The following is a 26522-nucleotide window of genomic DNA, read 5'->3' on the forward strand; positions in this document are numbered from 1 at the left end:
TCAGGGTGTTCCACCCAGGCGCGGCGGTGGCATGGCATCATCTATGGTGATGACACGCGCTTCCGATGGCAGCATGATCGGAATGCCGTCCCGCACCGGATAGGCAAGCTTTGCCACCCGCGAGATAAGCTCGCCGCGCTCCGGATCCCAGGCAAGCGGCCCCTTGGTCAGCGGGCAGGCCAAGAGTTCCAGCAGCTTGGGGTCGACAGTCCTGTTCCCGTCACGTCCATCCGCCATTCGATCCATCCTTTCCACAAGGCAATCGGTTAAGGGTTCGAGCGCGGACTTCCCCTTCTCTCCTTGTTGGAGAAGGTGGCCGAGCGAAGCTCGGTCGGATGAGGGGTGTTCCAGCTTGGCACCGACGGCGATCCTTCCAACACCCCTCAACCGTCTCGGCGCTGCGCGCCGATCCACCTTCTCCCACAAGGGGAGAAGGCAAGAACCTACTGCAAACTCGAACCGAAATCCTCATTGTCGCGCGCCAGCGCCATTTCGGTGATGGCGATCAGGGTCTCGGCGCGTGTCTTCAGATCGGCCGCTTCGAGCAGCGCCTGTTTCTCGGCCGGCCCGTAGGGCGCCATCATCGACAGTGCGTTGACCAGCATGGCGTTTTCGGCGCGGCTGACGCTTTCCCAGTCGGCCTCCAGATCGTTAGCCTGCAGATAGGCGCGAAACGCTTTGAGCAGCGCCGGCCGGTCGATCTCGGCGTCTGCCTGCTCCTCGTCGAGATCGGCGAGAAAGGGTGCCAACCGGCACTGCCGGAACGGTGTTTTGACCGTGAGCTCCTGGACAATACGGAACCGGCACACGCCCTGCAGCGAAATCAGGTAACGGCCGTCGCCGCTCTCGGACAGCGCAATGATGCGCCCGGCGCAGCCGACATTGCAGAGCTCCGGCTCGCCGTCGGGACGCAGCGCACCGTTAAGGCTGGGCTGGATCATGCCGATCAGCCGCGGCCCGGCGATCGCCTCGTCGACCATCTGCAGATAGCGCGGCTCGAAGATGTTGAGCGGCATGCGGCCTCCCGGCAGCAGCAATGCGCCCTCAAGCGGAAAGATCGGCATGGTCGACGGTAAGTCCGCAGCGAGCCGGTAATGCGCGTTTCCCGCCTGCACCTCAATCCTCCGATCGCTTTGTCAGGAAGCGCACCAAATCCGTCTCCTCCCGGCCGGCACAAGGCGCAACACCGGAAACCTGAAATCGAACGCCGTCCGAAAACCTAATCTGGCGCAGCCGCGGCCCACCGCAAGCCCGCGCGACAAAACAGTCTGCGCCGGCTCAGGAAAACAGCAGCGACGACAGTTTGCGCCGTGCCGACAGCGTTGCTTCGTCGGTCATGCCCCATGCCTCGAAGAGCTGCAGCAACTGGGTTCTGGCGCCGTCGTCGTTCCACGAGCGATCGGCCTTGATGATCGCCAGCAGATTGTCGGCCGCCGCCATGCGATCACCCTTGGCGTTCTGGATCATGGCAAGCTCGAACCGTGCCTGGTGATCCCCGGGATTTTCGGCCAGCCGCCGTTCCAGTTCCGCCGGATTGCCGAGCACTGCTGCTTGCGCGGCGAGCGCCATCTTGGCCCGCAGCGCGGCGAGTTGGGGCGTATCCTTCTTTGCTTCCGGCGCCCGCGCCAGCACCGCCTCGGCACCTTCGGCATCGCCGGCCTCGAACAGCAGATCGCCCAAGCCAGCGATCGCCTCGATCGTCTCCGGCGCCTGTTCCAGGATGGCATCGTAAATGTCGGCCGCCGTCTGCACGTCCCCGGCGTCGCGCGCTTCGGCGGCCGCGGCCAGCGCCTCGGCAACTTGCGGCGCACCGCCGTTCTTGCCGCCGACCTTCTGGATGAATTGCGTGATCTGACTCTCGGGAATGGCGCCCATGAAGCCGTCGACCGGCTGGCCGTCCTTGAAGGCAATGACCGCCGGTATCGACTGGATGCCAAGCTGGCCGGCGATCGATGGATGGTCGTCGATATTCATCTTGACCAGCTTGACCTTGCCACCGGCGGCTTTCACCGCCTTCTCCAGCAGCGGCGTCAATTGCTTGCAAGGGCCGCACCACGGCGCCCAGAAATCGACCAGCACCGGCTGGTGACGCGATTCCTGGATCACGTCGGCGGCAAATCCAGCGGTCGTTGTGTCCTTGATGACGTCGGCCGGCGCCTCCGCAAGCGCGACCTTCTCACGCGCGGCATCGGTGCCGCCATATTGCACGGTGGTGGCATACCGGCCGCCATTGCTGCCAAATGGGCCGCCAAAGGGGTTGCTATCACTCATCTCGTCGCCTTTCGGTCGCGCCGCCGGCCAAGGGACGGGCGCAACATCCTTCTTTAGAACCCGGTTTCAGTCACCCATGTGGCGATCATGCCGAGACTTTCAAGATAACAGCATCATGTCCGGTTGCCTCGACGAATTTGACCAGGTCCGCGGCAGCGATGGAAGTCGTCGCTTCGTTGGTCAGCGGGTGGGCATTGACCACCGCATGGCTCATCAGCTCCTCGTCCAACACGACCTTGATCCTTCGCTCGGTGTCGTTGATCAGCCCGAACACCGTGACCGCGCCCGGGACGACGCCGAGAAGCTCCATCAGCATCTCCGGCCGGCCGAAGGACACGCGCCCGGTAGCGCCGATCAGATGGTGGATCTGCTTGAGATCGACCACCGCCTCCTCGTCGACGCTGACCAGGAAGAAATTGTCCTTCTTGTCCTTGAGGAACAGGTTCTTGGTGTGGCCGCCGGCAATCTCGCCGCGCAGCGCCTGCGAATCGGCGACCGTGAACAGCGGCGGATGCCGCCGCGTCGATACCTCGATCCCGAGTCCGGCGAGAAAGGCGAAAAGTTCGGCTTCGGTCTTCGGCATCGGTCTTTCTTCTGATGGCCCGCTTTCAACTGCTTGTTCGGCTAACGCCGTTTACGGCCAATGATGCTGCCAAGACAAGCCCGTCGCGCAACGCGGGGGCGATTGCCTTGCGACGTCTCGCAGGAGGCTTGTCCGCATTGTCGACGAAGCAAAAAGCCTGCGAATTCCCTGTTGCAATCGCCGCGCTCTTCAGCCATATAGGCGCGGCTTGCGGCCCAAAAGCCGCGCGAGCGGGTGTAGCTCAGGGGTAGAGCACAACCTTGCCAAGGTTGGGGTCGAGCGTTCGAATCGCTTCACCCGCTCCAGTTTCCTTGAGGGGAACCAAGCGATTAAGAGGCGCCTTTCGGGGCGCCTTTTGCTTACGTGGCGAAAAGAGTGTCCCTGCCATGAGCGATGCGCGGAAAGCCGCACTGTGACCAGCAGGTGTCACAGCTCTTCTATTCCGTTGTGCTAGCTTTTTTTCTGCGCCGAATAGTGTGCGACTGCGCGACGGCCATTTTCAACTCGGGCGTGATCTCCAACGGTGCATTCTCTGCCCCATGTTGGTTCTGTAGCCCCTGGACCTGGACGGTCGGAAATGGGAGTTCGATGCCCTGTTCCTTGAAGACCTGGCGGAGGCGTACATAAAATTTGCGTTTCATACCGAAGGCACCTCCCGGCTTGGTTGTGGCCTTGACCCTCAATACGATGCCGTATTCGCCGAACTCCTGTACGCCCTGCATCTTGATCGGGTCGAGCACCCAGTGTTTGAACTCGGGATCTTCCGCCAGTTCGAGGCCGATCCGCTTGATCAGCTTGCGAGCGAAGTCGATATCGGTGTCATAACCAACGGTGATGTTGAATTTGTCGATAACCCAGTCACGGCTCTGGTTCTGGACTGCCCCGAGTTCACCGAAAGGTATTGTGAACAGCGGACCACGATGGTGGCGCAGCTTCACCGAGCGCAGCGAAAAGCTTTCCACAGTACCCTTGTAATTGCCCGATGAAATGTATTCGCCAACACGGAACGCATCATCGAGCAGAAAAAACACGCCTGAAATGACGTCCTTGACAATGGTTTGTGCCCCAAAGCCCACGGCGACGCCGACGACGCCAGCGCCGGCGATCAATGGGCCGATCTGGATACCCAGCGAGGCGAGCATCATAAGCACCGCCATCACGATGATCGATGCGAGCAGAATATTCTGGAGGATCGGCAAGAGCGTATGCAGCCGCGCCTGCTGCGGATCGAGGATCGGGACGTCCTCGTCGCTGATCACAGGGTGCGGTGTTTCGATGCCCAGCTTTCGTTCGATCAAAGCTTTGATGATCGACCAGCCGAAGTCGGCGGCAAGGGCAATGACCACGACATTGATCAAGCCGCGCAATATGAATGTTGTCGTCGTATCACTGCCCCGCATGGATTGCATGTCCAGACCCCAGACACGTGCGAGAAGGTAAGCCGCCGCCAGGATGAAAATCATTCGGATTCCGCGATCGATGACAGCGATCGTCACCGCCGGGATCGTGGGCCGGCCGACATCTTCCGAACCTGGCCGCAGAACGAAATTAACCCCGCGCTGCGTCACCACGATTGCCAAAGGCAGGAAGAATGCGGCGAAGGTGAACCAGAAGTATGTATAAAGGCCAGCGATACGCTGCAGGAACAGGACGACGAAATAAGCAGTCAATAGCCATGTCGCTTCCGTGTGACCGATGTGGCGCGCACCGTCTCGCTGCGTTCTTGGCCGACGCCAAATGGCGAGCAGCAGGAGCAACAGCAGCACGAAATCGGCGCCCAGTGACAGGACCATCATTCCGTCCTGATCGATGCCGAGACCTGGCAAGAGGATAAACGCGGCGCCGAAGAAGGCGAAGACGCCGACGATCCGGGGTAGCCAATAGGACCAATGGTCAGCCGCTTCGTTGGTGATCGGCAAAGCACGAACCTCGACGGCGTTCTCGACGTTCATGAAGGAAGGGACGAGCATGGCCATGACGTACATGCGCACACCCCATGTAACGACTGCCGCCATCAGAAATGTCAGTACAATCTCGCGGATAAGCATCGGCCAGTCGAACAACATGAACGCGCCGGCGCTGCCCAGTGCGAAAGAGACTATCAGCATGCTGGAATAAAGCAGGCGGCCACCAATCTTCTTGGCTCGCCCAACAGGCGTATCCTTCAGTTGCGCGATAATCCAAAGACGAAATGGACGGGTGAGCTTGAATGTTGCCCAAGTGAGTGCCAGGCCGGCAGCGATGAACATTGCAATCAGCACAAATACGCCGGCAGGCCCCTTGCTGGACATATCCTCCATCGTCTCTGCCCGAACGCGCGCGAACTGGCCTGGCAGCAAGGGCAAAGTTCGCACGATTCTTTCGATATGATGCCTGATCCCATCGAGCGTCGAGGATGCCATCGTATTCATCTGGCCTGGTGCGGCCACAGCGCCGGACGATGCGTCGGTCGGCGAAGCCCCTCTCTCGGCGGGCGCTCCCGTTGATCCGGCGTCCTGATTTCGCTGTTCGGCCACCCAGGCCTTCACTGACGGATCGTCGAGAAGCTCGAGCAGCTGTTTGACCCTTTCAGGCGGGACGGTCGCCGGCGCCTGCGCCTGCGCCTGACCAGCCAACAAAAGGGCGATCCCAAAGACGAGCGGCCTGGCAATCAGGGCAAACATCGCAGTCAGGTCTCCGAGACGCCGTGCCGGGCGCGCCAGGTTCCTGGCGCCCAATCGTCGAGTCATGAGTGGCATCGTGCTGTTAACCTTCCGGTCAGATCGGCGAGCAACGACATCTATGTCCGTTGTTGCCCTACCTTGAAGAAACCGATGTTGCGGTGCAAGACGTCATCGTTCCGAGCCAGACCGTTGCGCCGGGTACTTGGCGGTGTTTATTTAGCCGCGGGGGCAGGACATTCCGACCTCGTCCCAGGCCTCCGGCCGTTCTATGGACTGGGCATCGACGTTAAATCTCAGGAACTGATTTCCTGAGTTGACCAGGACAGACCTTTGGCGGTCGCTCGGTGGTCAACTGCTTCGCGCACCGCTGCGGACATTCGAAACCATGATGTTGCTTGAGATGAAATGCGCTTCCGGGTCGGCACTGCCATGCGGCAAATCAGGCCGGGAGCCGCCACATTCGCACACGACCTGTACCACGCAATTCCGTTTCCTGGAGTGGGTCGCAAGCAAAATTTGGTCCAAGCAGTTGATGAGTTGCATCCGAAATGCGGATTTCATCGGGCTCCGCGGACGTTTGGATACGTGCGGCGAGATTAACGGTGTCGCCCCATAGGTCATAGGCAAACCGCCTTTTGCCTATGACGCCCGCCACGATTGGTCCTGAGTGAATTCCAATTCTGAGTCTTATCGGTTCTCCTGCGAAGCGTTCGCGCTTAACCGCCTTCCGCAGTTCAAGTGCATAGTGCGCAAGGGCTTCCGCATGATCGGATCGCGCGGTGGGCAGGCCAGCGACCACCATCACACAATCGCCGATTGTCTTGATCTTTTCGCAGCCGTATCGCTCCGAGAGCAGATCCGCCGCCTTGAAGAAGTAATTTAAAATAGCGAGCGTCGTCACGGCTCCGACGCTCCGCGCTCTTTCCGTAAAGCCGACGATGTCGGCAAAAAGCACACTCACCTCCGCATGGTTGTCTGCAATTTGTTCGTGCGCTTTTAGCCGCTCCGCGATCGACGCCGGAAGAATGTTGAGGAGTAGGGCTTCGGCGCGCTGGTATTCACGCGACAATCCCTCTTGGCTCGCCCTCAACGCCTCGTTTGTCGATTGTAATTTCTCGTTGAGTTGACGCTCCCTCTCTTGCAGAAGCGTCATTTCATAAGCCTTCTGTTGAAGCCGCTGCCTATTGTCGCGTTCGGCAGTGGCGTCAAGAAAGAGCAGCCACACGCAGGCATTGTCAGCAAAAAGATGGAGGTCCGCGACACGCCCGCTGGGCAGTTCGACCATGGCCATATCATATGGAAGCTCCGGGCAGGGCAACAAACCTTCCATGAATTCAAGCTGCTCGGCAACAGGCTTACCTATGCGAACTGACGAGAGTCCGTAATGGTTAACGTTACCGCCCTTCGCAGCTATGCAAAGCTGGGCGTCGATTTTCAGATATGCGACCGAGCGCTCCTTGTAGAAGAAATCGTAAATCCAGCTTCTAACTTCTCTTGGCAAGACATCCATGGTTTATTTGCTGACCATCGAAGCAAGTTGACGAAACGCATCATCAACATGTTCGCCCGAAAGCGCACTTGTCAGATAGATTTGCCATCCAAGTTGCCTCAGTTCGTCAATTTCACTATCCGATATTGCCCACCGATCGGCCAGATCGGATTTGTTGAACAGCAATACAAACGGCATAGCGCCGAATTCAGCCTCGGCCCGCTCGCGCAACGTGAGCGCAACGGCAAGAGTAGCAGCGCGTGTTCCATCGACGACAAGCACGAGCCCACTCGCACCTCGCACATAGCTGACGCGGAATGAGCCGATATCGTCTTCGCCGGCCAAATCCCACAAAATCAGATCCACGGTTTTGTCCGGGAATGCGACACTCTTCTTGTCGATTTTCACTCCCACCGTGGTCAAGTAGGTTTCTGAAAAGATGCTTTGCACAAACCTGCGAACCAGACTCGTCTTTCCGACAGCGAACCCGCCCAACATACAGATCTTCTTTTGCAATATCCTGGGCTCCGCCTAGTGGAAGTTTACCGTAACCGAAACTCTGCGGTTGGCGGAGTTCCCGGTTCGGCTATTTTCAATCTCCGCTGGCTCAAAGGTGCCCGCGCCGCGAACCAAGAGCAACTCCGGATCGACGCCGCGCTTCTTGAGAAGCGCACGAACTGTCTCCGCGCGCGCGGCGCTGATCGACAACTTGGCCGTTTCACGGCCCGTCTCGTCCGAATGGCCGGTCAACATGAACTGTGCTGTTACGCCTGCCTTGCGGGCGTCCTCGGCCAATTCCTTCAACTGATTCGCCAATTTGTCGAGAACCGGCAGTTGCTCTGGTCCCGGTACAGCCTTGCCAGAATCGAAGAAAATGTTGACCGCTTGAATAGCCTCCCTCAAATGAGTGAGTTGCGGAGGGGTCAACTCACGCAGCTCGGAGAGTTCTAGAGAGAGTCCGTCCGCGGACAGCTGTTGGGCGGCGACCCGCGCCCGATCTATCCAGGCGGCAGGAGCTTCACCCTGGGCAACGATGCGATCCTTGATGATCGAAAGCCGTACTGAATCCGGCGGAGTCAGCGACGCCATCAGCCGCTTCACCACGAACTTCGGATCAAGGCTTTGATAGAATTGCCACTGTGAATGAACGCGAGCAGGATCGACCCCTGTTCCGGACAGCAGAGCCTTCGGGTCGGCGGCCTGCGGGTCTCTCAGGCCGGAAATATAGAAATGTCCCCCCCTGGCCGTTTGTTGGGCGACGATGATTCCCGCTTGGGCCTCCAGTCGCGACACATAAGTCTGCCAGTGCTCCGCCGCGCGTGCCTCGGGGCTCACATCACGAACCTTGGAGATGTCGAATTCCGGTCCGCCTGCCGAGAGCTGTCGGGCCGCTGCGCGTGCGCGGTCTATCCAGATGTCGGGAGCCTCACCCTCGGCAACGATGCGATCCTTGACGATCGAAAGCCGTACTGAATCCGGCGGGGTCAGCGATACCATCAGCCGCTTCAGGACGAACTTCGGATCAAGGCTCTGATAGAATTGCCACTGCGAATGAACGCGGGCGGGATCTACCTCCGTTCCGGACAGCAGAGCCTGCGGGTCGGCGGCAAGCGGGTCTCTCAGGCCGGCAATATAGAATTGGCCATCACGCACCTTTTGTTGGGCGACGATGATTCCCGCTTGGGCCTCCAGTCGCGACACATAAGTCTGCCAGTGCTCCGCCGCGCGTGCTTCGGGGCTCACATCACGAACCCTGGAGATGTCGAATTCCGGTCCGCCTGCCGAAAGTTGTTGGGCCGCTGCGCGCGCCCGATCTATCCAGGTGTTGGGAGCCTCACCCTCGGCAACGATGCGACCATTGACGATCGAAAGTCGTACTGAATCCGGCGGAACCAGCGACGCCGTTAGCCGCTTCAATACGAACTCCGGATCAAGACTCTGATAGAATTGCCACTGTGAATGAACGCGGGCGGGATCGACCTGCGTTCCGGCCAACAGCGACTGCGGGTCGGCGGCAAGCGGGTCTCTCAGACCGGCAATATAGAATTGGCCATCACGCACCTTTTGTTCGGCAACGATGATGCCCGGCTGGGTCCCCAGTCGCGACACATAGGTCTGCCAGCGCTGCACGGATTGCCAGGAAAGAAAGAACCAACCGCCTGCCGGAATCAAAACCAGCAGGACTGCAGCCACGACCAGCCACGGAAATCCCTGGTTTGATTCCTCCTGCTTCAGTTCAACGCAGGTCTGCAACTGCGTCTCTACGCCGGCCAACTGCGAACTGTCGCCGTCAAACTGCTCTAGAGCCTGTGAGCATTCATCATGGATGCGAAGCAATACATCGCGAATTATTTCATGTAATTCCTCCGGCGGATTTCCCCGGATCACCGCAACCAAGGTCGCAAACGGTCCAACTTCCGACCAGAGACGAAGCTCTCCGAAACGAATGGTATCCAGGCCGCTCTGTTCTTTCTCGTTAAATGAGTCTTTTACAAAATCTTGAATTGCACTAAGCATAGAAGAAATGAGTTGAGGATCTTCGCTAGTTGCATTATCGGCAGTTACATGCGCTATCAAAAGCCCGGAATTGCGATTGATTAGAAAGACGTGTTCTACACGATAAACAAGAGAATGCTTAAGAACAACTTCTGAGAAGCTTGCTCCTGTTCTCCACGCTTCAAGTCTCCACTTGAGCCCGTGCCAGGTAAATATATGTCTTAAAGTTTCATTCAACGATTGAAAGGTCTGGTCGATCTTTTCGCCGATCGACTTGCGAATAGCCGGCAGAAACACCGGGTACAATATATCCGTCAGCGTACGCGGGCTCTTCTGGATGGACCGTTGCACGGCCCTCTCGACAGCTGGCGCAAGGGCCTCTCCGAGTTGCGCATGAGGCGCACGTGCGGCTGCACTGGGGAGAACGCTCCCCACTGCAGCCGCAAGCTGCTCGGGTTCGTCGAGCAGGTGCGTAACTCGTGAAAGCTCCGAAATTTCGCGGCCGACCAGCAACTGGCGCAGCGTTTCCATGCGAGGGTCGGCGGTTGGGATTCCGTCGAGACGCGCACGATAGTCCGGATCAACGTTCCGGGCAATTTCGATCAAAAGGCGAGCCAGCGCCTCGCGATCAATCTCTGTATCGTTCGAAGCTGCTCTTTGAGGGAGGCTGATTGGGTCGACAGTCGACGTCAAGTTCCGATCAACTCACTTTCCAGGTACGCTCCGAGTTGTTCTTGCTGCCGACGGGATCCTGATTTAGACATTTTGCAACCTCAACAAACAGGCCAGCCAAAAGATTTCGGTCGGTCTTGACATTGCCAAGATCGGAAAACATTTTCTCCATCAGCATCTGAATGCTTTCATTCTTTTGCTTGATTTCCTCACGCAGCAAATGATCGTTTCGATTTATCCGGTCCGCAACTTCCCGCTCAAGCTCGCTCAACTGATCCGACAACGCGCGCACCTGCTTTTCGAGCGCCTGATTTTGCTCGCGAAGATTCCGATCAATCTCCTTATCGGCGTCGGCTCGCGCGTCTTTTTCGTTCCGCAATTGCGCCGCAAGCGAGTCAACCTGCTTCTTTGCATTTGACTCGTACATTTCAAGATTGCGCTTGGCCTCGGATTCGACATCCTTGAAGCGCTGCAAGACCCGTTCTTCAAGCTTGGAAAAGCGGCGGTCATAGTCCTGCATCTGGTTGCCGAACAGCAGATCACGTATCTTGTCGACACCTACAGCGTCGCCGGGGGCTCCGCTCTCGCGAGCCTGGCCCGCCATGAAGGTCAGCCCGCTTCCGTCTGCATTACTTATCAGATTTGCGTCCGCTTTATTTGCCGAAGAAGCGGTACTCGAAGATTCCTTGGCCATCCCATGCCCCTTCTTTTGAACATTGCCACAGCGCTAATTTAGCAACTGGTAAACTTGCCAGTAAAATTGTCGACCCGCAAGCCGGAATCTTCGCGGCTTAAGTCGGTTCGAACGTCCCCATTCGGGTAGATTTCGACATGCGGCTCGATCCGGATCAGCTCGCGCTCGCGTCTTCGCCCGCGATCATCTTTATGCAGATGAAATGCGAGAGCGGAGATGCCCTGGCGCATCGACCCCAGCTCCAAGCCGTCGGGCATGCGCGCTGCCATTCAGCCTGTGTTCAAGTCTTTTTTGCCCGCCTCCAATTCGCCCTTATCTTGACAGGGCAGTGCTGCCAGCCGATGCCGTCATCCGGTTTTGACATTTGCCAACTCTTGCCGAAGAAAACGAAAGCTCGATGATCCAGGATGCTCCCGCAGGGCGGTGTGGTACCGATGCTCAATGCCGAGCAAACCGTCGGCACAATGCGTGCCGGCATCCGCCGGCAGACCTGCCAGATACTGGATATAGTGGTGATGGACGATGGGTCGACGGACTGATCGTCGTCGATTGTGACGGCCTACGCCGAGAAAGATCAACACATCTTGTTCTACCTCGAACCAGGCGCGGGTAAGACGGCGTGGCGCATGATCCCTTGGTTTCAATCGTGGTTCCTGCGCACAACGCGGAGGTAACGCTGGCGCGCTCACTCGATTGCCTTCTTGATCAGGAAATAATGGATTGGGAGGCGATCATCGTCGACGACGCCTCCACGGACCGCACCCCTGCGATCATCGCCGGTTATGTAGAGCACGATGCCCGATTTCGGATGTTGAGCTCTTGCGCGCATAGCCCCGCCGGCGCGCGCAATAGCGGGATTTCGAAGGCGCGCGGCCACTGGCTCATGTTTCTGGATGCGGACGATTGGGTGGATGCCAGCTTCCTTGCCAAAATGCTGGCCGCACTGAAATCCGCTCCCGATGCAGTGGCTGCCTATTGCGGTTCCCGACGCGTGATGCCCGATGGCGAACTCACGGCGTCGAGCATCGCAACGGAGGTTGCGATTCAACCCTTCGAAACGTTCGCCCGCCGGTGTGCCGTCCGCACTCACGCGCTGCTGGTCGATCGGGAGATAATTGTCGAGTTGGGCGGTTTCGACGTGTCGCTGCGCACCTGCGAGGACTGGGATCTGTGGCAGCGCCTCGCACGTCTAGGCAAAAATTGGGTGATGGTCGACGAGCCGCTCGCTTTCTATCGGGCCAGCCCCAACGCGCTCAGCCGCAATTCGGCGCAGATGCTGGCAGATGGCGAAGTCGTGATCGCTCGCGGCTTTTCCGCCGATCCCAGGGTCAAACACCCGGCATCGGCTCACGCCAATGGAGCGACCGACGCGAACGGCCACACCGCTTCAGAAGCACTCGCGTGGTTCGCGTTGTGGAACGCCGCATCGGATTGCGGCTGCGGCTCGCGCTCGATCAACCCGCAGTCCCTGCGCGCGCTCCCGGCAGGACGTAAGTGGGCGCGTGAGATCGCCAAGGTGGCCGTCGATGGCCTTATGGTAGGAAGCCTGTCGGTGCCAGCGCAATTGGCTGCCAGGTGGGACAGGTTCGGCGCTTCCCTCACCGAGTTGATCCTCGAACTCGGCAAGGTCTGGAATAATCCCGACGCGGCTCGCCGCGTGCAGTATCACTTTGAGCAAATGCTGCTCGATGTCGACGATCTTGCCGCGCCGCGCAGGCTGGCGCGGACACTTGGAATTCGTGTCGACGCGCGAAATCCGGCCTCGATCGAAGTACCGAAAGGAATCGATCAAATCTATGCCCATCTGATGATGGATGGCCAGATCGAGGCTCTCGTGCAGTTCGGCGTACTCGGGAGAGTGACGAGGCGTCATTGGATTGAATTGATCCTGAATTTCCTGCCCTCTGAGCGGCCTATGCACAGTGCCGCGCGACTTGCGAGGCGATCGCCTGTGGATGCACCGCAAAAGGGCGCCGGTGCCGACAAGTCAAACATGTCTGCAGCCGAGGCATTGTTGTCCATGGCGGGACGCCGGTCTGATCGGGACAGCCATTTCGGCAAACTTGCGGGATTGGCCGCGGAAGCGCAGGCGCTGGTTCGGTCGAGCACCGAAACTAAAGAGCCTTTTGCAGCGCCGCGCCGTGCACGGGCCGGGGATGGGCGCGACAATGACCGCACATCTTTCTGGAATCGCCATTTTGCGATCGAGGATCCCTGGAACTACGGTTCGCCCTATGAGCAGGAAAAATATGAGCGGCAGCTCGAAATTCTGCCTGCCGGTCCCATCGGACGGGCGCTTGAGCTGGCCTGCGCGGAGGGCCACTTCACGCGGCAGCTGGCGCCGCGCGTGGGCCATTTGACCGCAACTGACATCTCCGCCGTAGCCGTCGGGCGGGCGCGCGCGCGATGCAGCGATCAGCCGAACGTTGAGTTCGGCGTACTGGATTTTTCTGCGGACACGCTGCCGGGCGAGATGGATCTGATCGTCTGTTCGGAAGTGCTCTACTACCTGGACGATCTCACCGAGTTGCGGCGCATCGCCAAAAAACTTGTTGAGGCGTTGGCGCCTGGCGGCAGTTTCATCAGCGCACACGCATTCGTGCTACGAGACAATGTTGAAAGGACGGGCTTCGACTGGAACACATTCGGTGCACAAGCGATCTCAGAGACGCTGGCAGCGGGCCACGGCCTCGTTCTCGAGCAATCGATCCAGACCGAGCTCTACCGCATAGACCGCTTCCGCCGCCTGTCACCAGGCGACGTGGCGACGGAACCGACGATAGATCATGTGCCAATCCGCGCACCCGTCGAAATCGGAGTCGCACGAAATATCGTCTGGGGCGGGGCGCGGGCCTTGCGCCGCGACGTCGCACATAGCGAGCGGCGGCAGCGTATCCCTGTCCTCATGTATCACAGTGTCTCCGATGAAGGTCCGGCCGCGCTCGCCCGTTTTCGGCTCGCGCCCGCCGCATTCGCCAGCCAAATGACATGGCTGCGCGCCAATGGCTTTCACGCGATTAGCTCCGAGCAGCTGGAATGGTTCATCGCCAACCGTCAGCCTTTCGTTGGCCGCCCAGTGCTCATCACCTTCGATGACGGCTTCCAGAACTTTGCCGACCATGCCTGGCCGGCCTTGCGCGCGAACGACCTGACCGCGGAAGTGTTCCTGGTGACGGACTTGGTGGGTGAAAGTGCACAGTGGGACGCCTACAGCGGCCCGCCGACGCAGCTTATGGACGCCGGGACGGTGCGACGCCTCGCCGGCGAAGGTGCGTTCTTCGGAAGCCATCTGGCGACGCATCGCGCGATCGATGGTCTGTCGAGCTCTGACTTGGCCGCCGAGCTCCTGCGCTCTCGTATGTTCATCGAACGGTGGACCGGTCGGCCAACCGCGGCGTTCGCGGCACCCTTCTCTGTCACCGACCGACGGCTTGGCAGGCTGGCCAAGGAGTGCGGCTATCGAATCGGCTTCGGCGGCAGACACGGACCGGCGGACCTCGATTGCGATCCCATCGACCTTCCGCGCATCGAGATTCGTGGGGATCGTTCGCTCGATGACTTTGTTGCCGTTGTCGAGGCCGTGCTCGCATGAACCGTGAACTTGTCAGTGTCTAGATTCGTACCAAATTGGTTCCGCTTTTTTGTTCCGTGTCCCGCCCGCTTACCTCGTTCGCAAGTCTATTGGGCGACTTGGGATACGGCTGACATCAGCTCCTGCGGGCTTGGCGCCCCAAACATGTATCGCCCACCCTCTGGAACCTCCGTGAAGCTCCAGCGGACGATCCCCTGCCGGTCCAGCAGGAACTGACCGACCAATTGTCCGTGTCCCGTTGCTAGCATCTGCTCGTCGGCTTCGGTCAGCTCGTAATGGTCCCTCTTGTTGAGCATTTCACTGGCCGCAAGAGGATCCATAGGACCGGGCAACTCGCCTGGTATGTCGACCCGCATATCCTTTGCCGCTGCCATCGAGACCTTGTACGGCCAGTTCGTCTCGTTTTGGGTGAATTCGAGATTGGGCAGTCCAAAAGCACGATGTGAAGCGCGTTCAGGATCGGAGGCCGCAAGCAGATTCGGCATCGGATGGTAGCGGAAATAGAGACGCGCCCGTTCGATCGGCGTGTTGACCACCGTCAGGCTCTCCACGCCCCTTTCGCGCAGCTCCGGATCAAGCCGCGCCTGGGCGGCGATATGGCGCCGGCAAAACGCGCAATGCAGACCTCGAAACAGGCCGACCAGCACCGGTTTTTGGCCGCGAAAATCGTCAAGCGCGATCTTGCCTTCCTGGGTAATGGCGTCGAGTACCACGTTTGGCGCACGGTCGCCCGGTTGAAGCGGCACCAAGTCACTACGCGCGGACATTTCCAACCTCCAACCCCGGCTAGTCGAGAAAAGGCAGCACCACAAGCGCTTCCGGGTCGAGCCCGTGCTGGGCGCATATACCCTGCGCCAGGGAAAAGTAGCGTTCGGCCTCGGCCAGATTGTCGAGATCGAGATTAAGCGTTGCGAGACCATCATAACACGGAAACAGCAGTTGGGGTTCGCCCGTTTCGCGAGCTACGTCCAGTGCTTCGTGGAACAACCCAACCGCCAGGTCCGGACGGCCGTTGCACTGGTGAATTTGCCCAAGCACGATCAAAGGCACCGGCAGGTGCTCGCGCTGGTCGAGCGCCCGGTCGATCTCGATGGCCTTCTCGGCAGCGGGTACGCCCTCCGTTGGACAGCGATCCGTGAAAGTACAACAAGCGACCGCCAGATTGGCGAGGAGGCGCGCCTGGAAACCCAAATCACCAATACGGCGCGCCACTTCAAGACCGCGCCGACAGACCTCCATCGCCTTTGCGGGATCGATGGTCGTGTAAAGCACGCCGAGATTGGTGTAGCCGCGGCAGGCCGCGCCCAGCAGACCGGCGGCTTCGGCCAATTCAATGCTACGCTCAACCTGACGCACGGCCTCACGGTTTCGCCCAAGGCGAGCCAGCGCGACAGCCTTGGTATTGAGTGCCTCGGCGGTCACAAGAGTGGCATCACACCTTATCTCGGAGACATGCTCCGTTGTCAGTGTGCCTACGCAATCCAGCGCCGCGTCTGCCCATTTTGCCGCGAGAGCGTGATCTCCGCTACGGAACGCCTGTCGGCCACGTTCTTGCCACAGATGCGCCTGCTCGATCGGGGCATCCGCTCCATCGAGGAGCGCTGCCGCCTCGGCATAGCGGGGTTCTGCCTTGTCCCGCTTGCCGACATCCCAGAGTAGCCGACCGATCTTACGCAAAACTCGCGCCGAGGCGACGCGATTGGCTGACTCGCGGTATGCCTGCAACACCGTCTCGTAGTGGTGGTGCGCGATCTCACGGCGGCCTGCCGGGCCGCTCAAATCGGCAATGCGCTCTGCAATTGCCAGTTTGAGCGGTGTTTGCCCGATCGCGCCCAACGCAGTCAGTGCTCGCTCGTAGAAACGAAGGGCGTCGTCGTTGGCATATATCATGCGAGCGCGATCGCCTGCCGCCTGCAGGTAATGCGCGCCCTTCTCCCGCTCGGCGCTCTGTGCAAAATGATGACCCAGCACGGTCAAATCCTCGAGCCGTTCCGGCTCGTCGCCGCACAGTTGCTCCAAGGCAGCACCGATCCGCCCGTGGATTTCGGTCCGGCGTTGCAGGAGCAGATTCTGGTAGATCACGTCCTGCAGCAATGTTTGCGTAAAGCGGTAGCTTTGAGACGAGACCGAGCCTGATCCGGCAACTTCCTCGATGATTTCCGCATCGCAAAGCAGTTCGCAGCCGGCTTCGAGCCGGCCGGGGTCGGCTGTCACGGTTTTCAGAAGTGTGGCATCGAAGCGCGGGCCGATTACCGCGGCCTCCTGGGCCAACCGGCGCACCTCTTGGGGCAGCCGGTCGACGCGGGCAAGCAACATTGCCTGGATAGTGGCGGGGATGCCGGTTGCGACTTCGCCTGCCACAGTCCGCCATCGCTGGCCCTCTCGCACCAGTACACCGCGATCGATAAGGCCGCGAACGATTTCCTCTACAAAAAGGGGGTTGCCGCCCGCGCGCTCGAGGATCTGGTCGAGAAGCCCTCCCGCGGAGCTTACCCAGCTCTCGCCGAAAAGCGCTGCCAGCAGGCTGCGTCCGTCATCATTGTTGAGTGGCGGAAGCCTGAGCGCTGTGTGACTGACCCGACTTGAGTCGAGCTGGTCGTTGTCCGGCGCCGGACGATGCGTGACCAGCAACATCAACCGCGTGCGTTCCAACCTGTCCATCACGAAACGTAGTGCCTCGAGCGACACGGCGTCGGCCCAGTGCAGGTCTTCGACGACAATCAATAGCGGCGACAACGCAAGCCGCCGTTCGATGATTGTGCGGACTGCGTAGAGAATTTGCCGCCGCAGCTGCTCGGGCTCGACATGCTGCAAGGTGGCATCGGGGTCGCCAAGGCCAAGCACATGGTAGAGCAAAGGCATCAGCCGCTTCGCCTCCTCGCCCTGCAGGCCGAGATCGGCAAGCAAGCCTGCGAGCTTCCCCCGCATTTCGTCCCCATTGTCGTTTTGCATCATCCCGGCAGCGCTGCGCACCACTGCGCCCAAGGCGCCAAAAGATTGTTCACCCAGCGGTGAGCACGTGGCCTGCCGCACGGCGACGTTGCGAAAACGCTCGTCGTCGCCGACGCGGGCGACGAACTCACTCACCAGCCGCGATTTCCCGATGCCGGCTTCTCCGACGAGGCGGACAAGTTGGGCCGAGCCGCCGCACGCCTGGTCAAGGCTCGCCATCATTCTATTGAGCTCCGCACCACGACCTATTAGCGGCGCACTGAGGCCGAGCGCCTCGAGCCCGCGCGCTGCACGCGGCACCGCTAGCGGTGCGTCCAGTCGATGAACGAGCACGCTGCCAGCCTTGCCGCGAAACACGACATCACCCAGCGACTCATAAGAGAAGGCATGCCGGGTCAGCCTGTGAGTGAGCTCGCCTACCAGCACCTCACCCGGTGCGGCCAGCGATTGCAGGCGTTGCGCCGTATTCACTGTGTCGCCGGTCACGGAATAGGATCTGGCGGTGCCGATGCCCAATCCGCCAGTAACGACCGGACCAGTGTTTATGCCGATGTGGAGTAACAGAGGCGAGCCGGAGTGGGGGGTGCTTTCGCCGAGCCGCGCCGTCCGGGCGATCATGTCGAGAGCGGCACGAAGCGCGCGTTCCGGATCGTCCTCATGCGCGACCGGCGCACCGAACAAAGCGAGCAGCGCATCGCCGATGAATTTGTCGACGAACCCACCAAAGTTTCGCACGGCCGCCGTCAATTCCTTGAACAGTTTGTTCTGCAGCGCTTGCATGACCTCGGGGTCGAGCTGCTCGCTGAGTGTCGTAAAGCCGCAAAGGTCGGCGAACAGGACCGTTACCGTCCGGCGATCGGCGTCAGAGACGGGATGCAGCCCTTCTTCGCTTTCGATGTTCGGAAGCAGCGACGGAGTTCGAGAAGGCGACACAATGGTCCGGCTTGGTGCCGGAGCAGGCCGTTCGACGGCCTTTGCGGGCGCACCGACGCTTGCCCCGCATTTCGGACAGAACTCGAAATCAGGTGCGCAGGCGTAGCCGCAACTGGCGCATGGCACGGGCTGGCGCCTGCCACACCTCGGACAGAAGGCGTAACCGCCCTCAATCTCGAAACCGCAGCCTGAGCAGTCCATCGAACAAGACCTCACTAGTGGCCGTGACGGCGTGATCTCGCTCGCACTTCACGGCCAGGCTATTCACAAGGATGCACCGATAGCCGTCGACGGGCAAGCGGCAGCGGGCGATCCGTGTGGGTCCGGTGGCAGAGCGCTACCCATGACCTCTGATGCAACGGCTGGCTCGCAAGCGCTGTCACCGACGTCTCGCGCGCGTTTCTGGCCGCCAGCTACGGTCATCTGGGCCGCTTCGCCGAGGCCCGCGCGCCATGGCAGGAGGTGCTTCGCGTCAATCGCGACTATTCGCTGGATACCGCTACAAAGTCTTGGTCTGCCACAAGAACCGGTCGATTTCGAACACGTGGTGGATGGGCTCCGCAAGGGCCGTGTGGTGCAATGACAGGTGAGGCCTGTGCGGCGGGGTCAGACGCCAGAGGCTCGCCGATGGATCGCCGTCGCTTGCGGTTGCGAATTAGGCTCAGGTCGGCTTGATCTCTGCCTGGCCGATCTTGCGCCATCTGGCGTTTTCGCGAACCAGTTTCAGGTCGTCGGTCGTCTCGGCAAATGTCCTCAATCGGTATTGCCGGAGCAGGTCCGGGAAGAGCGCTCCTTCCGGCAGGACGGCAAGCTGCTCGCGGACTGAGATCTTTTCATCGATGACCCGCATGCCCCAGGCATTTTCCCGAACCTGCAGTTCCGCGGCCAGATCGCGCTCTTCCGGCACGTTTTCGTCCAGCACGGCCAGAAGGATCGAGTGGAAAAGCGCTACATAGCCAATCTGTCTCAGGCCGCCCACGACCCGCACGCGCGGCAATATGGCAAGGACGAGGAACGTCAGGAACAAGTTCGGCAGCAGCACGCCGTCCAGCAGCGCCTGCCTGAGATACGGCCGCTCGAACGGGATGGAAAGACCTTGCGGCCTGTCGGGCTCGATCAGGTGCCCGTTCTCGAGAACGAGCTTGCGCACGCGCTCCTCGCGGATGCCCCAGAAATAGTCCGTGGCATTGGGCAGGAATCTGCCAAATGGGCTCGATGCGGCCTCTTGCCAGGCATGTTCGAGACGCTGGCGTCTTGCGGGTTCAATCAGCAGCCTGGAAAGAAGGCTGCCGTCATATTCTAGATGCCGCGCCATGGCAGCCGCGGCGACCCGATCATCGACGAAAACCGGCAGGGCCATGCCGGCACGATCCCAATTGGCGACCAGATCCTCATTCAGTTCAGTCAGCGCATCGGCGGCGGTTTCAAACACCTTGTCCCGGCTGGCAAGCAGTGTGCCCAGCCAGCGGCTGGCATCCGTTTCATCGCCCACCGCTTCGAGCGCGCGCTTGTTGATGGAGACGGGACCGGCCACGCAGGCGCTTTTGCGGCACAGTTTGTGGCGCCCCATGCCAAACAGGTTGACCTTGTCGTCGCCGACATCGAGCCATCCCGGCCCCTCCCGGCCAACTGTCTCCATGGTCATCGTCGTTCCCATGAAGCCGACGAAGGCCGACAGCCCGTTTTCGACCGCGCCGAGCCAGGCAAGCAGAAGGGCATCGAAGGTGATCCGGTCCATCAGAAGCAAGCAGTGCAGGCCGGACTGAATCACCGGTCTGTGCTCGAACTCGTCGAGGGCTTTGCCGATCTCCTCAGGCTGCATGATCCTACCGAGGCGCTGATGCAGGACTTCGCGCAGGATCGAGCGGGCAGCGATCGCCGGGCCCGATGCAGGCCTTGCCACCGGCCGCCACAGATGGCGGGCGTAATCGGAAACCGGTGCATTCCAGTTCTGCTCGATGTCGCGCACGACCTCCGGGCAGAGCAGCGACAGCACAGCCAGAATTTCCCGCGGAGGGGTAGGGGTTGGATCAAAGACGGCGGTCATTGGTCCCGTCTAGCCGCTTGCGGTGTAAACGCCAAGCGAGACCAGACTTGCTGGATGCGGCCGGCCCACATAGATCGTCAATTCGATCAAGGTGGTGTGAGACGAAATGACCGTATCCTACGCAGTTCTCCTTGAGCAATCCCCTGTTCGCTGCCTCGGCACGAATTGTCAGATTGGCCAAACAGCTAAGGCAAACAGCGGATCTTAGAACCGCAGCCGGGCCATGCTCAGGAGGTCGTGGTACTGCCCGTCGGTAAAGCCGGCCTTCACATGCCGGCCTTCGATCTCAAAGCCGTGGCTCTTATAGAGACGGAGGGCCGCTTCGTTGTCGGCATAGACGGTCAATTCGACTCGCTTCAGGGCGCGCCAGTTGTCGGCCACGTCAAGCAGCGCGCCAAGTATGGCAGAGCCGATACCTTTGCCGACAAAGGCATCGTCAAGGCCGATATTGATCTCGCCGATGTGCGAACGGCGCGGTGAACCTTGCACGACCAGGCTGCCATGGCCGACGACCTTGCCGTCCAGCTCGGCAACGATCCAGGTGGTTTCCGGGCCGGACTTGGCAATGCGCCGCGCCACCTGCTCCACCATCTCGAAAGGCATCCTGAGCGTGCCCCAGCGGAAGCCCGGCATGTTGAAGATAGCGCAAAGCGCCTCCGCATCGCTTGACCGGACGGACCGCAGCAGCGGCTGGATTTTCTCGGCGGGTGGCGAGGTCGTGCTGGTCATGGCGTTCCCGGCGAAGGCAATCGGCCCGGTACGATGCACCGGACGCCACCTGAAAATCCAGCCGTCTCTGACCTATGATACCGATTGCGGGCTAAAAATACCGGGAGGCAGCGTAGAGTTTGAACACGCCGCTGATGCCTATCCAGCCGAAAAGGGCGAGCCAGCACAATGTCCCGGTCGCCGTCCAGTCGATCCGGTGCACCGCAGCGTCGGTGATGACGACGCCGAGGATGGCAAGCAGGCCAACCAGAAACTGCGCCAACCCGAGCACCAGCAGTTCCTCGCGCGGCGCGCTTCTCCAGACGAGATATATACCGCCCGCACCGGCGAGGAAGATGGCGCTGTAGACCTGAGCGTGGAAGGCATCGATCGGCCATGGCCAGATGCCACTGAATGTCAGGGGAAACAGCAACAGGCCGACGCCATAGAGCCCAAGGATCGCGGATTCCGCCGGCATGTAGCCGCGCCATGCGAGATTTAAGGTCACGCCTTTTGCGGAAGGACGGGCCCTGGCCCGCCACAGGAACAGCCCGGATAGCGCGGCCGAAGCAAGATAGACCAAAAACCACAGCCAAGGCGCTTTGCGCTCGAAGTTGAAATAGCCGAGATTGATGAACGAAGCCACCGACACGATGACGGTGAAGATGAAGGCCATGACGAGCACGAGCCTGCCGGGCGACCAGCGATTCCAGACCAGCAGTGCCGCCATCACGACCATTTCGGCGGTGTAGAAGCCACCGAGGAAGCGCGCATTGAACGGCGTGACGGCCCAAGGCCAGCCCGATTTCACCAGCGCAGGCATGAAAAACAGGCCGGCGCCTACGATCAGGACAACGATGACCCCCGCAGAAAAAAGGCGCAGGACCGCGGGAAATGGCGGATTGTCTGATGTCGGCATGGGAGAAAATCCCAAAGATGAATGCTCCATGGACCATCATAGTGCTGCTTGCGGCCGGTTGAAATCCGCCGAATGGAAATTGAACGGTCACCAGGCTTGTCCATTCGAATGGCCGTACGGTCCGTTTCGAAGTAAGATGGAATACTCGGACAAAGATCGGTCCGGTCAAAACGCCTCGAGGTGCATTTTCCGGAGCCTGCACGATGAACGAAGCTCAGGATCTATTCTCACTTCTGCGACAATCGGCCGATGTCGATCCGCAGGCGATCGACGCGATCAAGCGAACCATCGCGGAGGGCGAGGACCGCGAACTTTGCCGCATCAATGCGCCAGCCTTCGCCAGCAAGCATGGCCTCGACGAAGAGCGCGCAATAGGCGCCTTTCTCCATGCGGCGCGGGTGGGCATCTTCGACATTTCCTGGAATGTTCTGTGCCCCGGCTGCGGCGGCGTGCTCGACACCAACGCCACGCTGAAAACCCTGCAAAAGGACGAATACACCTGCGCGCTGTGCTCCGAGGGCTATTCACCGACTCTCGACGAGATGGTCGAGGTGACATTCACCGTCAGTCCCCGCGTGCGCAGGATTGCCGCACACAATCCACACGAACTGCCGGTGGCGGAATATTTCCGCCAGATCTACTGGGCGTCCGGCGTCGATCTGCCGGAAGAGGATTTCGTGAAAAAGCTGGAAGCGTTCTCGCTGGAGGATATCGAGCTTGCGCCCGGTGAAAAGGCGGTTCTGACCATACAGCTTCCGTCTGAATTCATCATCGTCTTCGAGCCGGTCACCCATTCAGCGCAGTTCATCGACGGGAAGGGCGAACCAACAAAGGAGCGCCGGAGCCTCTCTTTGGCCTTCGACCGCGACCATGTCCAGAACCAGACGCTGGAGATGCAACCCGGCCCGTTGCGCATTTCGCTGGAAAACCGGACCGACACCCGCGTGCTGCCGACAGTCTTCATCGCCGGCCAGACATTGCATGATTTCCTGGGAAAACGCCGGCCCTTCCTGACCGCCAAGCGCCTGCTCACCAACCAGACGTTCCGCGATCTCTATCGCACGGATACACTCGACATCAACCAGCGCCTGAAGATCACCAGCCTGACGTTCCTGTTCACCGACCTGCGCGGATCGACCGAGCTTTACGAGCGGGTGGGCGACCTTTCAGCCTTCGATCTCGTGCGCGAGCATTTCCAGGTTCTGCACGAGATCGTCACGGCGGAGGCAGGCGCGGTGGTGAAGACGATCGGTGATGCGGTGATGGCGACCTTCGCGACGCCTGATCGTGCGATTGCTGCAGCCCTCAGGATGCGCGATGCCATGCGTACGCTCAACGACAAGAGCGGCCGCGAGGATCTGCTGCTCAAGATCGGAGTCCATGCCGGCCCCTGCATCGCCGTGTCGATGAATGAGCGACAGGACTATTTCGGCCAGACGGTCAACATTGCTTCGCGGGTGCAGAACCTTGCCAACGCACAGGCGATCTTCGCCACTCGAGCGGTGGTCGACGACAATCTCACCGCCGATCTCTTACACAGGAACGCGCTGACGCCCGTGCCCCACGAGGTCTCGCTGCGCGGCATTGACCGGGAGATAGCGGTATATACGATCCCCTGAAGACTTGGCCCCTGGAGACTTGGCCCCCGAAAATCTGGCTCGTCCCGGCCCCTCACACGCGCCTACAGATAAAATAGCGATCGGCGGCAATCGAAGGTGGCGGCGAGAGGCGTTGCAACTGCGGGTGATCGAGCGGCGTGCCGCTGACCGCGATGCCGCCGACGCGAAGCAGGCGCGCGGCTAGATCGGGAAGCCAGGTAGAGATCACTGCATCGCGATCTTCATAGCCGGTGCCGATGTCGGCATGAACAAGAGCGGCGTCGATGCCAATGAACCTGCTCGCCGTCTCGCGTATTTCGCCGAGCACGAGGTTTTCAGCTTCGGGAATTGAGCTGGCGTGTGCGGCAAGTGCGCGGTCGAACGCTACGATCCGGCGTCCGGGCAGGCGCTCGCGCAGATGGTGGAACGTCCGGCCATTGCCGAGGCCGAGCTCGAGCACGGGCCCCTCCATCTTCGCCACCTCGGCGCAGACATGATCGAGTATGTCGCGCTGTGCGGTCATCCTCCGGATGAAGCTGTCGAGGCGACTCATGTGCGATTGTATGTCCTGAACCAGTCCACGGAATCAACTGCCCCGAGCAGAGCGTTTCGCGACGAGTCTTGCCGCGTGTAGAGGCGAACGATGAACACTGCAACAGGCGAACAGGCTGCCAACAAGGATCATGCCGGGTGGAGTCGGCGGCGCTGCGCGCGGCGGAATAGCGATCTCACTTGTAGGGGTCCGCGGCGTCCCGCAACCCGTCGCCGAGGAAGTTGAACGCCAAGATGACGAGAACGACGGGGAGCATCGGCAAAAGCAGCCATGGATAGAACGCGATAACGCTGACGCTGCGCGCCTCGGTGAGCAGGATGCCCCAGCTCGTTATCGGTGCCCTCAGGCCGAGCCCGAGGAAGCTCAGCGCCGTCTCGCCCAGGATCATGCCGGGTATGGAGATCGTCGCCGTCGCGATCAGATGCGACATGAAGCCGGGAATGAGATGCCGCCCGATAATGCGGCTGCTTCTGGCGCCCATCAATTGCGCGGCCAGAACGTAATCCTCCTCGCGCAAAGCTAGAAGCTTTGAACGCACGGCCCGCGCCAGTCCGGTCCAGTCGAGCAGCCCGAGGATGACGGTGATGCCGAAATAGATCAGGATCGGACTCCAGGTTATCGGCATGATCGCCGCCAGAGCCAGCCATAGCGGAATGCTGGGGATCGATTGCAGAACTTCGATTATCCGTTGGACGATCAGGTCGAAGATACCGCCGTGATAGCCGGCCAGTCCGCCGATGACAATGCCGAGCAGGAAGCTGAAACTGATGCCCACGAGGCCGATTGTCAGTGAAATGCGGGCGCCATAGATGATGCGCGAGAGCACATCGCGCCCCAGCCTGTCAGTGCCGGCCAGAAAGAGCTGGCCGTTTTCGGCGGGGCAGACAAAATGCCTGTCACCTTCGATCAGGCCCCAGAACCGGTACTTATCGCCCTTGCAGAAGAAACGGATCCGCTGAACATCATCCTGGTTCTCGATGTAGTTCCGCTTGAGCGTGTCCATATCCAGCGTCATCTGGCGGCCATAGACGAACGGCCCGACGAACTCGCCGTTGTGGAACAGGTGCACCCGCTGCGGCGGCGAATAGATGTAGTCCATGTTGCGCGTGTGCAGATCGTAGGGCGCCAGGAACTCGCAGATCAGTATCCCGAAATAAAGCGCTGCCAGGAATATGCCGGATACAAGGGCAAGCCGGTGCCGACGGAATTTCCACCACATCAGCCGCAACTGCGACGCCTGAAAGACCTTCTCCTGCTCCGGCGTCATCGCCTCGACCGACTGCAGGTCAAAGGGCTCGATGGAAACGTAGTGTTGCAGTGGGGCACCCGGAGCGGGCAGCGGCGATTGCGTGTTCATTTGGTGCTGCCGCCTTGCAAACGAATTCGCGGATCAAGTAGCGCCAGCGCCAGGTCGGAAATCAGGACGCCGATGACCGTCAGGAAGGCGAGGAACATCAGGAACGACCCTGCGAGATACATGTCCTGGCTTTGCAGCGCCTTGATCAGCATCGGCCCGGTCGTTTCCAAAGACAGCACGATCGCCGTGATTTCGGCACCGGAGATGATGGCCGGCAGGATAGAGCCGATATCCGAAATGAAGAAATTGAGCGCCATGCGCAGCGGATATTTGACCAGCGCCCTGAAGGGATGAAGGCCTTTGGCGTGCGCGGTCACGACATATTGCTTATGTAGCTCATCGAGCAGATTGGCGCGCAGCCGCCGGATCATGCTTGCCGTGCCCCCGGTGCCGATGATCAAGACCGGAATCCAGAGATGGGCGAGGATAGATTTCGCCTTGGCCCAGCTCATCGGCTCGCCGAGATATTGCTGGTCCATGAGATGGCCGATAGACGTTCCGAACCAGATGTTGGCGAAATACATCAGGATCAGCGCCAGCATGAAGTTCGGAATCGCAAGGCCGAGAAGGCCGAAGAAAGTCAGGCCGTAGTCGCCCCAGCTGTATTGATGCGTGGCGGAGTACATGCCGATCGGAAAGGCGATGAGCCAGGTAAAGATGATCGTGACGAAGGAAACCAGCACCGTCAGCCACATTCGGTCCCCGACGACGTCGCGAACCGGCAGCTCATATTCGAAGGAATAGCCGAAATCGCCGTGCAGCATCCCGCCGACCCAGTAGAAGTAGCGAATGACCGGTGGCTTGTCGAAACCATATTCCTTGCGCATCATCTCGATGCGATCGGAATCCACCGCTTCGCCCTGAGCCCGAAGCTCGGCAACATAGCTGTCGAAATAGTCGCCTGGGGGAAGTTCGATGATCGTGAACACCAGTGCCGATATGACCAGCAGCGTTGGAACCATCACGGCGATACGCCAGACAAAATATCGAAGCAC

General features: G+C 60.2%; 21 protein-coding genes, 1 tRNA gene and 1 pseudogene. 5 read left to right on the plus strand and 18 right to left on the minus strand.

The annotated features are described in order from the left end of the window. The 4 genes from NKH67_RS18250 to NKH67_RS18265 all read right to left on the minus strand — a co-directional run bounded on the left by NKH67_RS18250 (nucleotide 1) and on the right by NKH67_RS18265 (nucleotide 2854). On the minus strand, nucleotides 1-237 hold the full coding sequence (locus tag NKH67_RS18250) for a Trm112 family protein (RefSeq protein ID WP_352470869.1): 237 nt from the start codon (nucleotides 235-237) through the stop codon (nucleotides 1-3). A gap of 206 nt (nucleotides 238-443) precedes the next feature. Next, nucleotides 444-1115: an LON peptidase substrate-binding domain-containing protein gene (locus tag NKH67_RS18255; RefSeq protein WP_352470870.1), complete on the minus strand. Its 672-nt coding sequence runs from the start codon at nucleotides 1113-1115 to the stop codon at nucleotides 444-446. A 163-nt stretch (nucleotides 1116-1278) separates the two neighbouring features. Next, nucleotides 1279-2271 (minus strand): thioredoxin, encoded by a 993-nt coding sequence (gene trxA, locus NKH67_RS18260; RefSeq protein WP_352470871.1) that lies wholly within the window; start codon nucleotides 2269-2271, stop codon nucleotides 1279-1281. An 85-nt stretch (nucleotides 2272-2356) separates the two neighbouring features. Beyond that, nucleotides 2357-2854 carry a prolyl-tRNA synthetase associated domain-containing protein gene (locus tag NKH67_RS18265; RefSeq protein ID WP_352470872.1) on the minus strand — a complete coding sequence of 166 codons (498 nt, stop codon included), beginning with the start codon at nucleotides 2852-2854 and terminating at the stop codon, nucleotides 2357-2359. 230 nt (nucleotides 2855-3084) lie between these two features. On the opposite strand from NKH67_RS18265, the gene NKH67_RS18270 reads away from it, so the two are divergent. Beyond that, nucleotides 3085-3159, plus strand: a tRNA-Gly gene (locus NKH67_RS18270). 132 nt (nucleotides 3160-3291) lie between these two features. Here NKH67_RS18270 and NKH67_RS18275 read toward each other — a convergent pair. From NKH67_RS18275 to NKH67_RS18300, 6 genes are all read right to left on the minus strand, one after another. Then, complete coding sequence (locus NKH67_RS18275; protein ID WP_352470873.1) at nucleotides 3292-5517, minus strand: mechanosensitive ion channel family protein; 2226 nt, start codon at nucleotides 5515-5517, stop codon at nucleotides 3292-3294. Nucleotides 5518-5956: 439 nt separating this feature from the next. Next, on the minus strand, nucleotides 5957-7027 hold the full coding sequence (locus NKH67_RS18280; RefSeq protein WP_352470874.1) for an adenylate/guanylate cyclase domain-containing protein: 1071 nt from the start codon (nucleotides 7025-7027) through the stop codon (nucleotides 5957-5959). Nucleotides 7028-7030: 3 nt separating this feature from the next. Then, a complete protein-coding gene (locus NKH67_RS18285; protein ID WP_254818889.1) occupies nucleotides 7031-7522 on the minus strand; it encodes a Rab family GTPase in 492 nt (163 codons plus the stop codon). 15 nt (nucleotides 7523-7537) lie between these two features. Next, entirely contained in the window at nucleotides 7538-10195 is a 2658-nt protein-coding gene (locus NKH67_RS18290; protein WP_352470875.1) for an OmpA family protein, read from the minus strand. 7 nt (nucleotides 10196-10202) lie between these two features. Next, nucleotides 10203-10868 carry a DUF3450 domain-containing protein gene (locus NKH67_RS18295; RefSeq protein WP_352470876.1) on the minus strand — a complete coding sequence of 222 codons (666 nt, stop codon included), beginning with the start codon at nucleotides 10866-10868 and terminating at the stop codon, nucleotides 10203-10205. 38 nt (nucleotides 10869-10906) lie between these two features. Continuing rightward, a complete protein-coding gene (locus NKH67_RS18300; protein WP_352500816.1) occupies nucleotides 10907-11125 on the minus strand; it encodes a hypothetical protein in 219 nt (72 codons plus the stop codon). A 150-nt stretch (nucleotides 11126-11275) separates the two neighbouring features. Here NKH67_RS18300 and NKH67_RS18305 point away from each other — a divergent pair, with 150 nt between their 5' ends. Then, nucleotides 11276-11407 (plus strand): glycosyltransferase, encoded by a 132-nt coding sequence (locus tag NKH67_RS18305; protein ID WP_352470878.1) that lies wholly within the window; start codon nucleotides 11276-11278, stop codon nucleotides 11405-11407. 80 nt (nucleotides 11408-11487) lie between these two features. Continuing rightward, nucleotides 11488-14460 carry a trifunctional glycosyltransferase/class I SAM-dependent methyltransferase/polysaccharide deacetylase gene (locus NKH67_RS18310; protein ID WP_352470879.1) on the plus strand — a complete coding sequence of 991 codons (2973 nt, stop codon included), beginning with the start codon at nucleotides 11488-11490 and terminating at the stop codon, nucleotides 14458-14460. An 86-nt stretch (nucleotides 14461-14546) separates the two neighbouring features. Here NKH67_RS18310 and NKH67_RS18315 read toward each other — a convergent pair whose 3' ends face one another. Then, nucleotides 14547-15227 carry a peroxiredoxin-like family protein gene (locus NKH67_RS18315; RefSeq protein WP_352470916.1) on the minus strand — a complete coding sequence of 227 codons (681 nt, stop codon included), beginning with the start codon at nucleotides 15225-15227 and terminating at the stop codon, nucleotides 14547-14549. 19 nt (nucleotides 15228-15246) lie between these two features. Continuing rightward, nucleotides 15247-18546: an adenylate/guanylate cyclase domain-containing protein gene (locus NKH67_RS18320; RefSeq protein ID WP_352470880.1), complete on the minus strand. Its 3300-nt coding sequence runs from the start codon at nucleotides 18544-18546 to the stop codon at nucleotides 15247-15249. Between the two features lie 177 nt (nucleotides 18547-18723). On the opposite strand from NKH67_RS18320, the pseudogene NKH67_RS18325 reads away from it, so the two are divergent. Then, nucleotides 18724-18928, plus strand: a pseudogene (locus NKH67_RS18325) (adenylate/guanylate cyclase domain-containing protein); the annotation flags it as partial. 78 nt (nucleotides 18929-19006) lie between these two features. On the opposite strand, the gene NKH67_RS18330 reads toward NKH67_RS18325, so the two are convergent. From NKH67_RS18330 to NKH67_RS18340, 3 genes are all read right to left on the minus strand, one after another. Beyond that, entirely contained in the window at nucleotides 19007-20392 is a 1386-nt protein-coding gene (locus tag NKH67_RS18330; RefSeq protein ID WP_352500817.1) for a hypothetical protein, read from the minus strand. 204 nt (nucleotides 20393-20596) lie between these two features. Further along, nucleotides 20597-21121: a GNAT family N-acetyltransferase gene (locus tag NKH67_RS18335; protein WP_352470882.1), complete on the minus strand. Its 525-nt coding sequence runs from the start codon at nucleotides 21119-21121 to the stop codon at nucleotides 20597-20599. 91 nt (nucleotides 21122-21212) lie between these two features. Further along, nucleotides 21213-22019 carry a hypothetical protein gene (locus NKH67_RS18340; protein WP_352470883.1) on the minus strand — a complete coding sequence of 269 codons (807 nt, stop codon included), beginning with the start codon at nucleotides 22017-22019 and terminating at the stop codon, nucleotides 21213-21215. Nucleotides 22020-22222: 203 nt separating this feature from the next. Between NKH67_RS18340 and NKH67_RS18345 the strand changes: the two genes are divergently transcribed. Continuing rightward, complete coding sequence (locus NKH67_RS18345) at nucleotides 22223-23638, plus strand: adenylate/guanylate cyclase domain-containing protein (protein ID WP_352470884.1); 1416 nt, start codon at nucleotides 22223-22225, stop codon at nucleotides 23636-23638. A 52-nt stretch (nucleotides 23639-23690) separates the two neighbouring features. Here NKH67_RS18345 and NKH67_RS18350 read toward each other — a convergent pair whose 3' ends face one another. The 3 genes from NKH67_RS18350 to NKH67_RS18360 all read right to left on the minus strand — a co-directional run bounded on the left by NKH67_RS18350 (nucleotide 23691) and on the right by NKH67_RS18360 (nucleotide 26522). Further along, entirely contained in the window at nucleotides 23691-24170 is a 480-nt protein-coding gene (locus NKH67_RS18350) for a class I SAM-dependent methyltransferase (protein WP_352470885.1), read from the minus strand. A 175-nt stretch (nucleotides 24171-24345) separates the two neighbouring features. Next, a complete protein-coding gene (locus NKH67_RS18355) occupies nucleotides 24346-25527 on the minus strand; it encodes an ABC transporter permease (RefSeq protein WP_352470886.1) in 1182 nt (393 codons plus the stop codon). Beyond that, the gene (locus NKH67_RS18360; RefSeq protein WP_023675966.1) at nucleotides 25524-26522 is read right to left on the minus strand and encodes an ABC transporter permease; all 999 of its coding nucleotides are present in this window, start codon (nucleotides 26520-26522) and stop codon (nucleotides 25524-25526) included. Before NKH67_RS18360 ends, NKH67_RS18355 begins: the two co-directional genes overlap by 4 nt.

The organism is Mesorhizobium sp. M0968 (assembly GCF_040319065.1).
GTDB lineage: Bacteria > Pseudomonadota > Alphaproteobacteria > Rhizobiales > Rhizobiaceae > Mesorhizobium.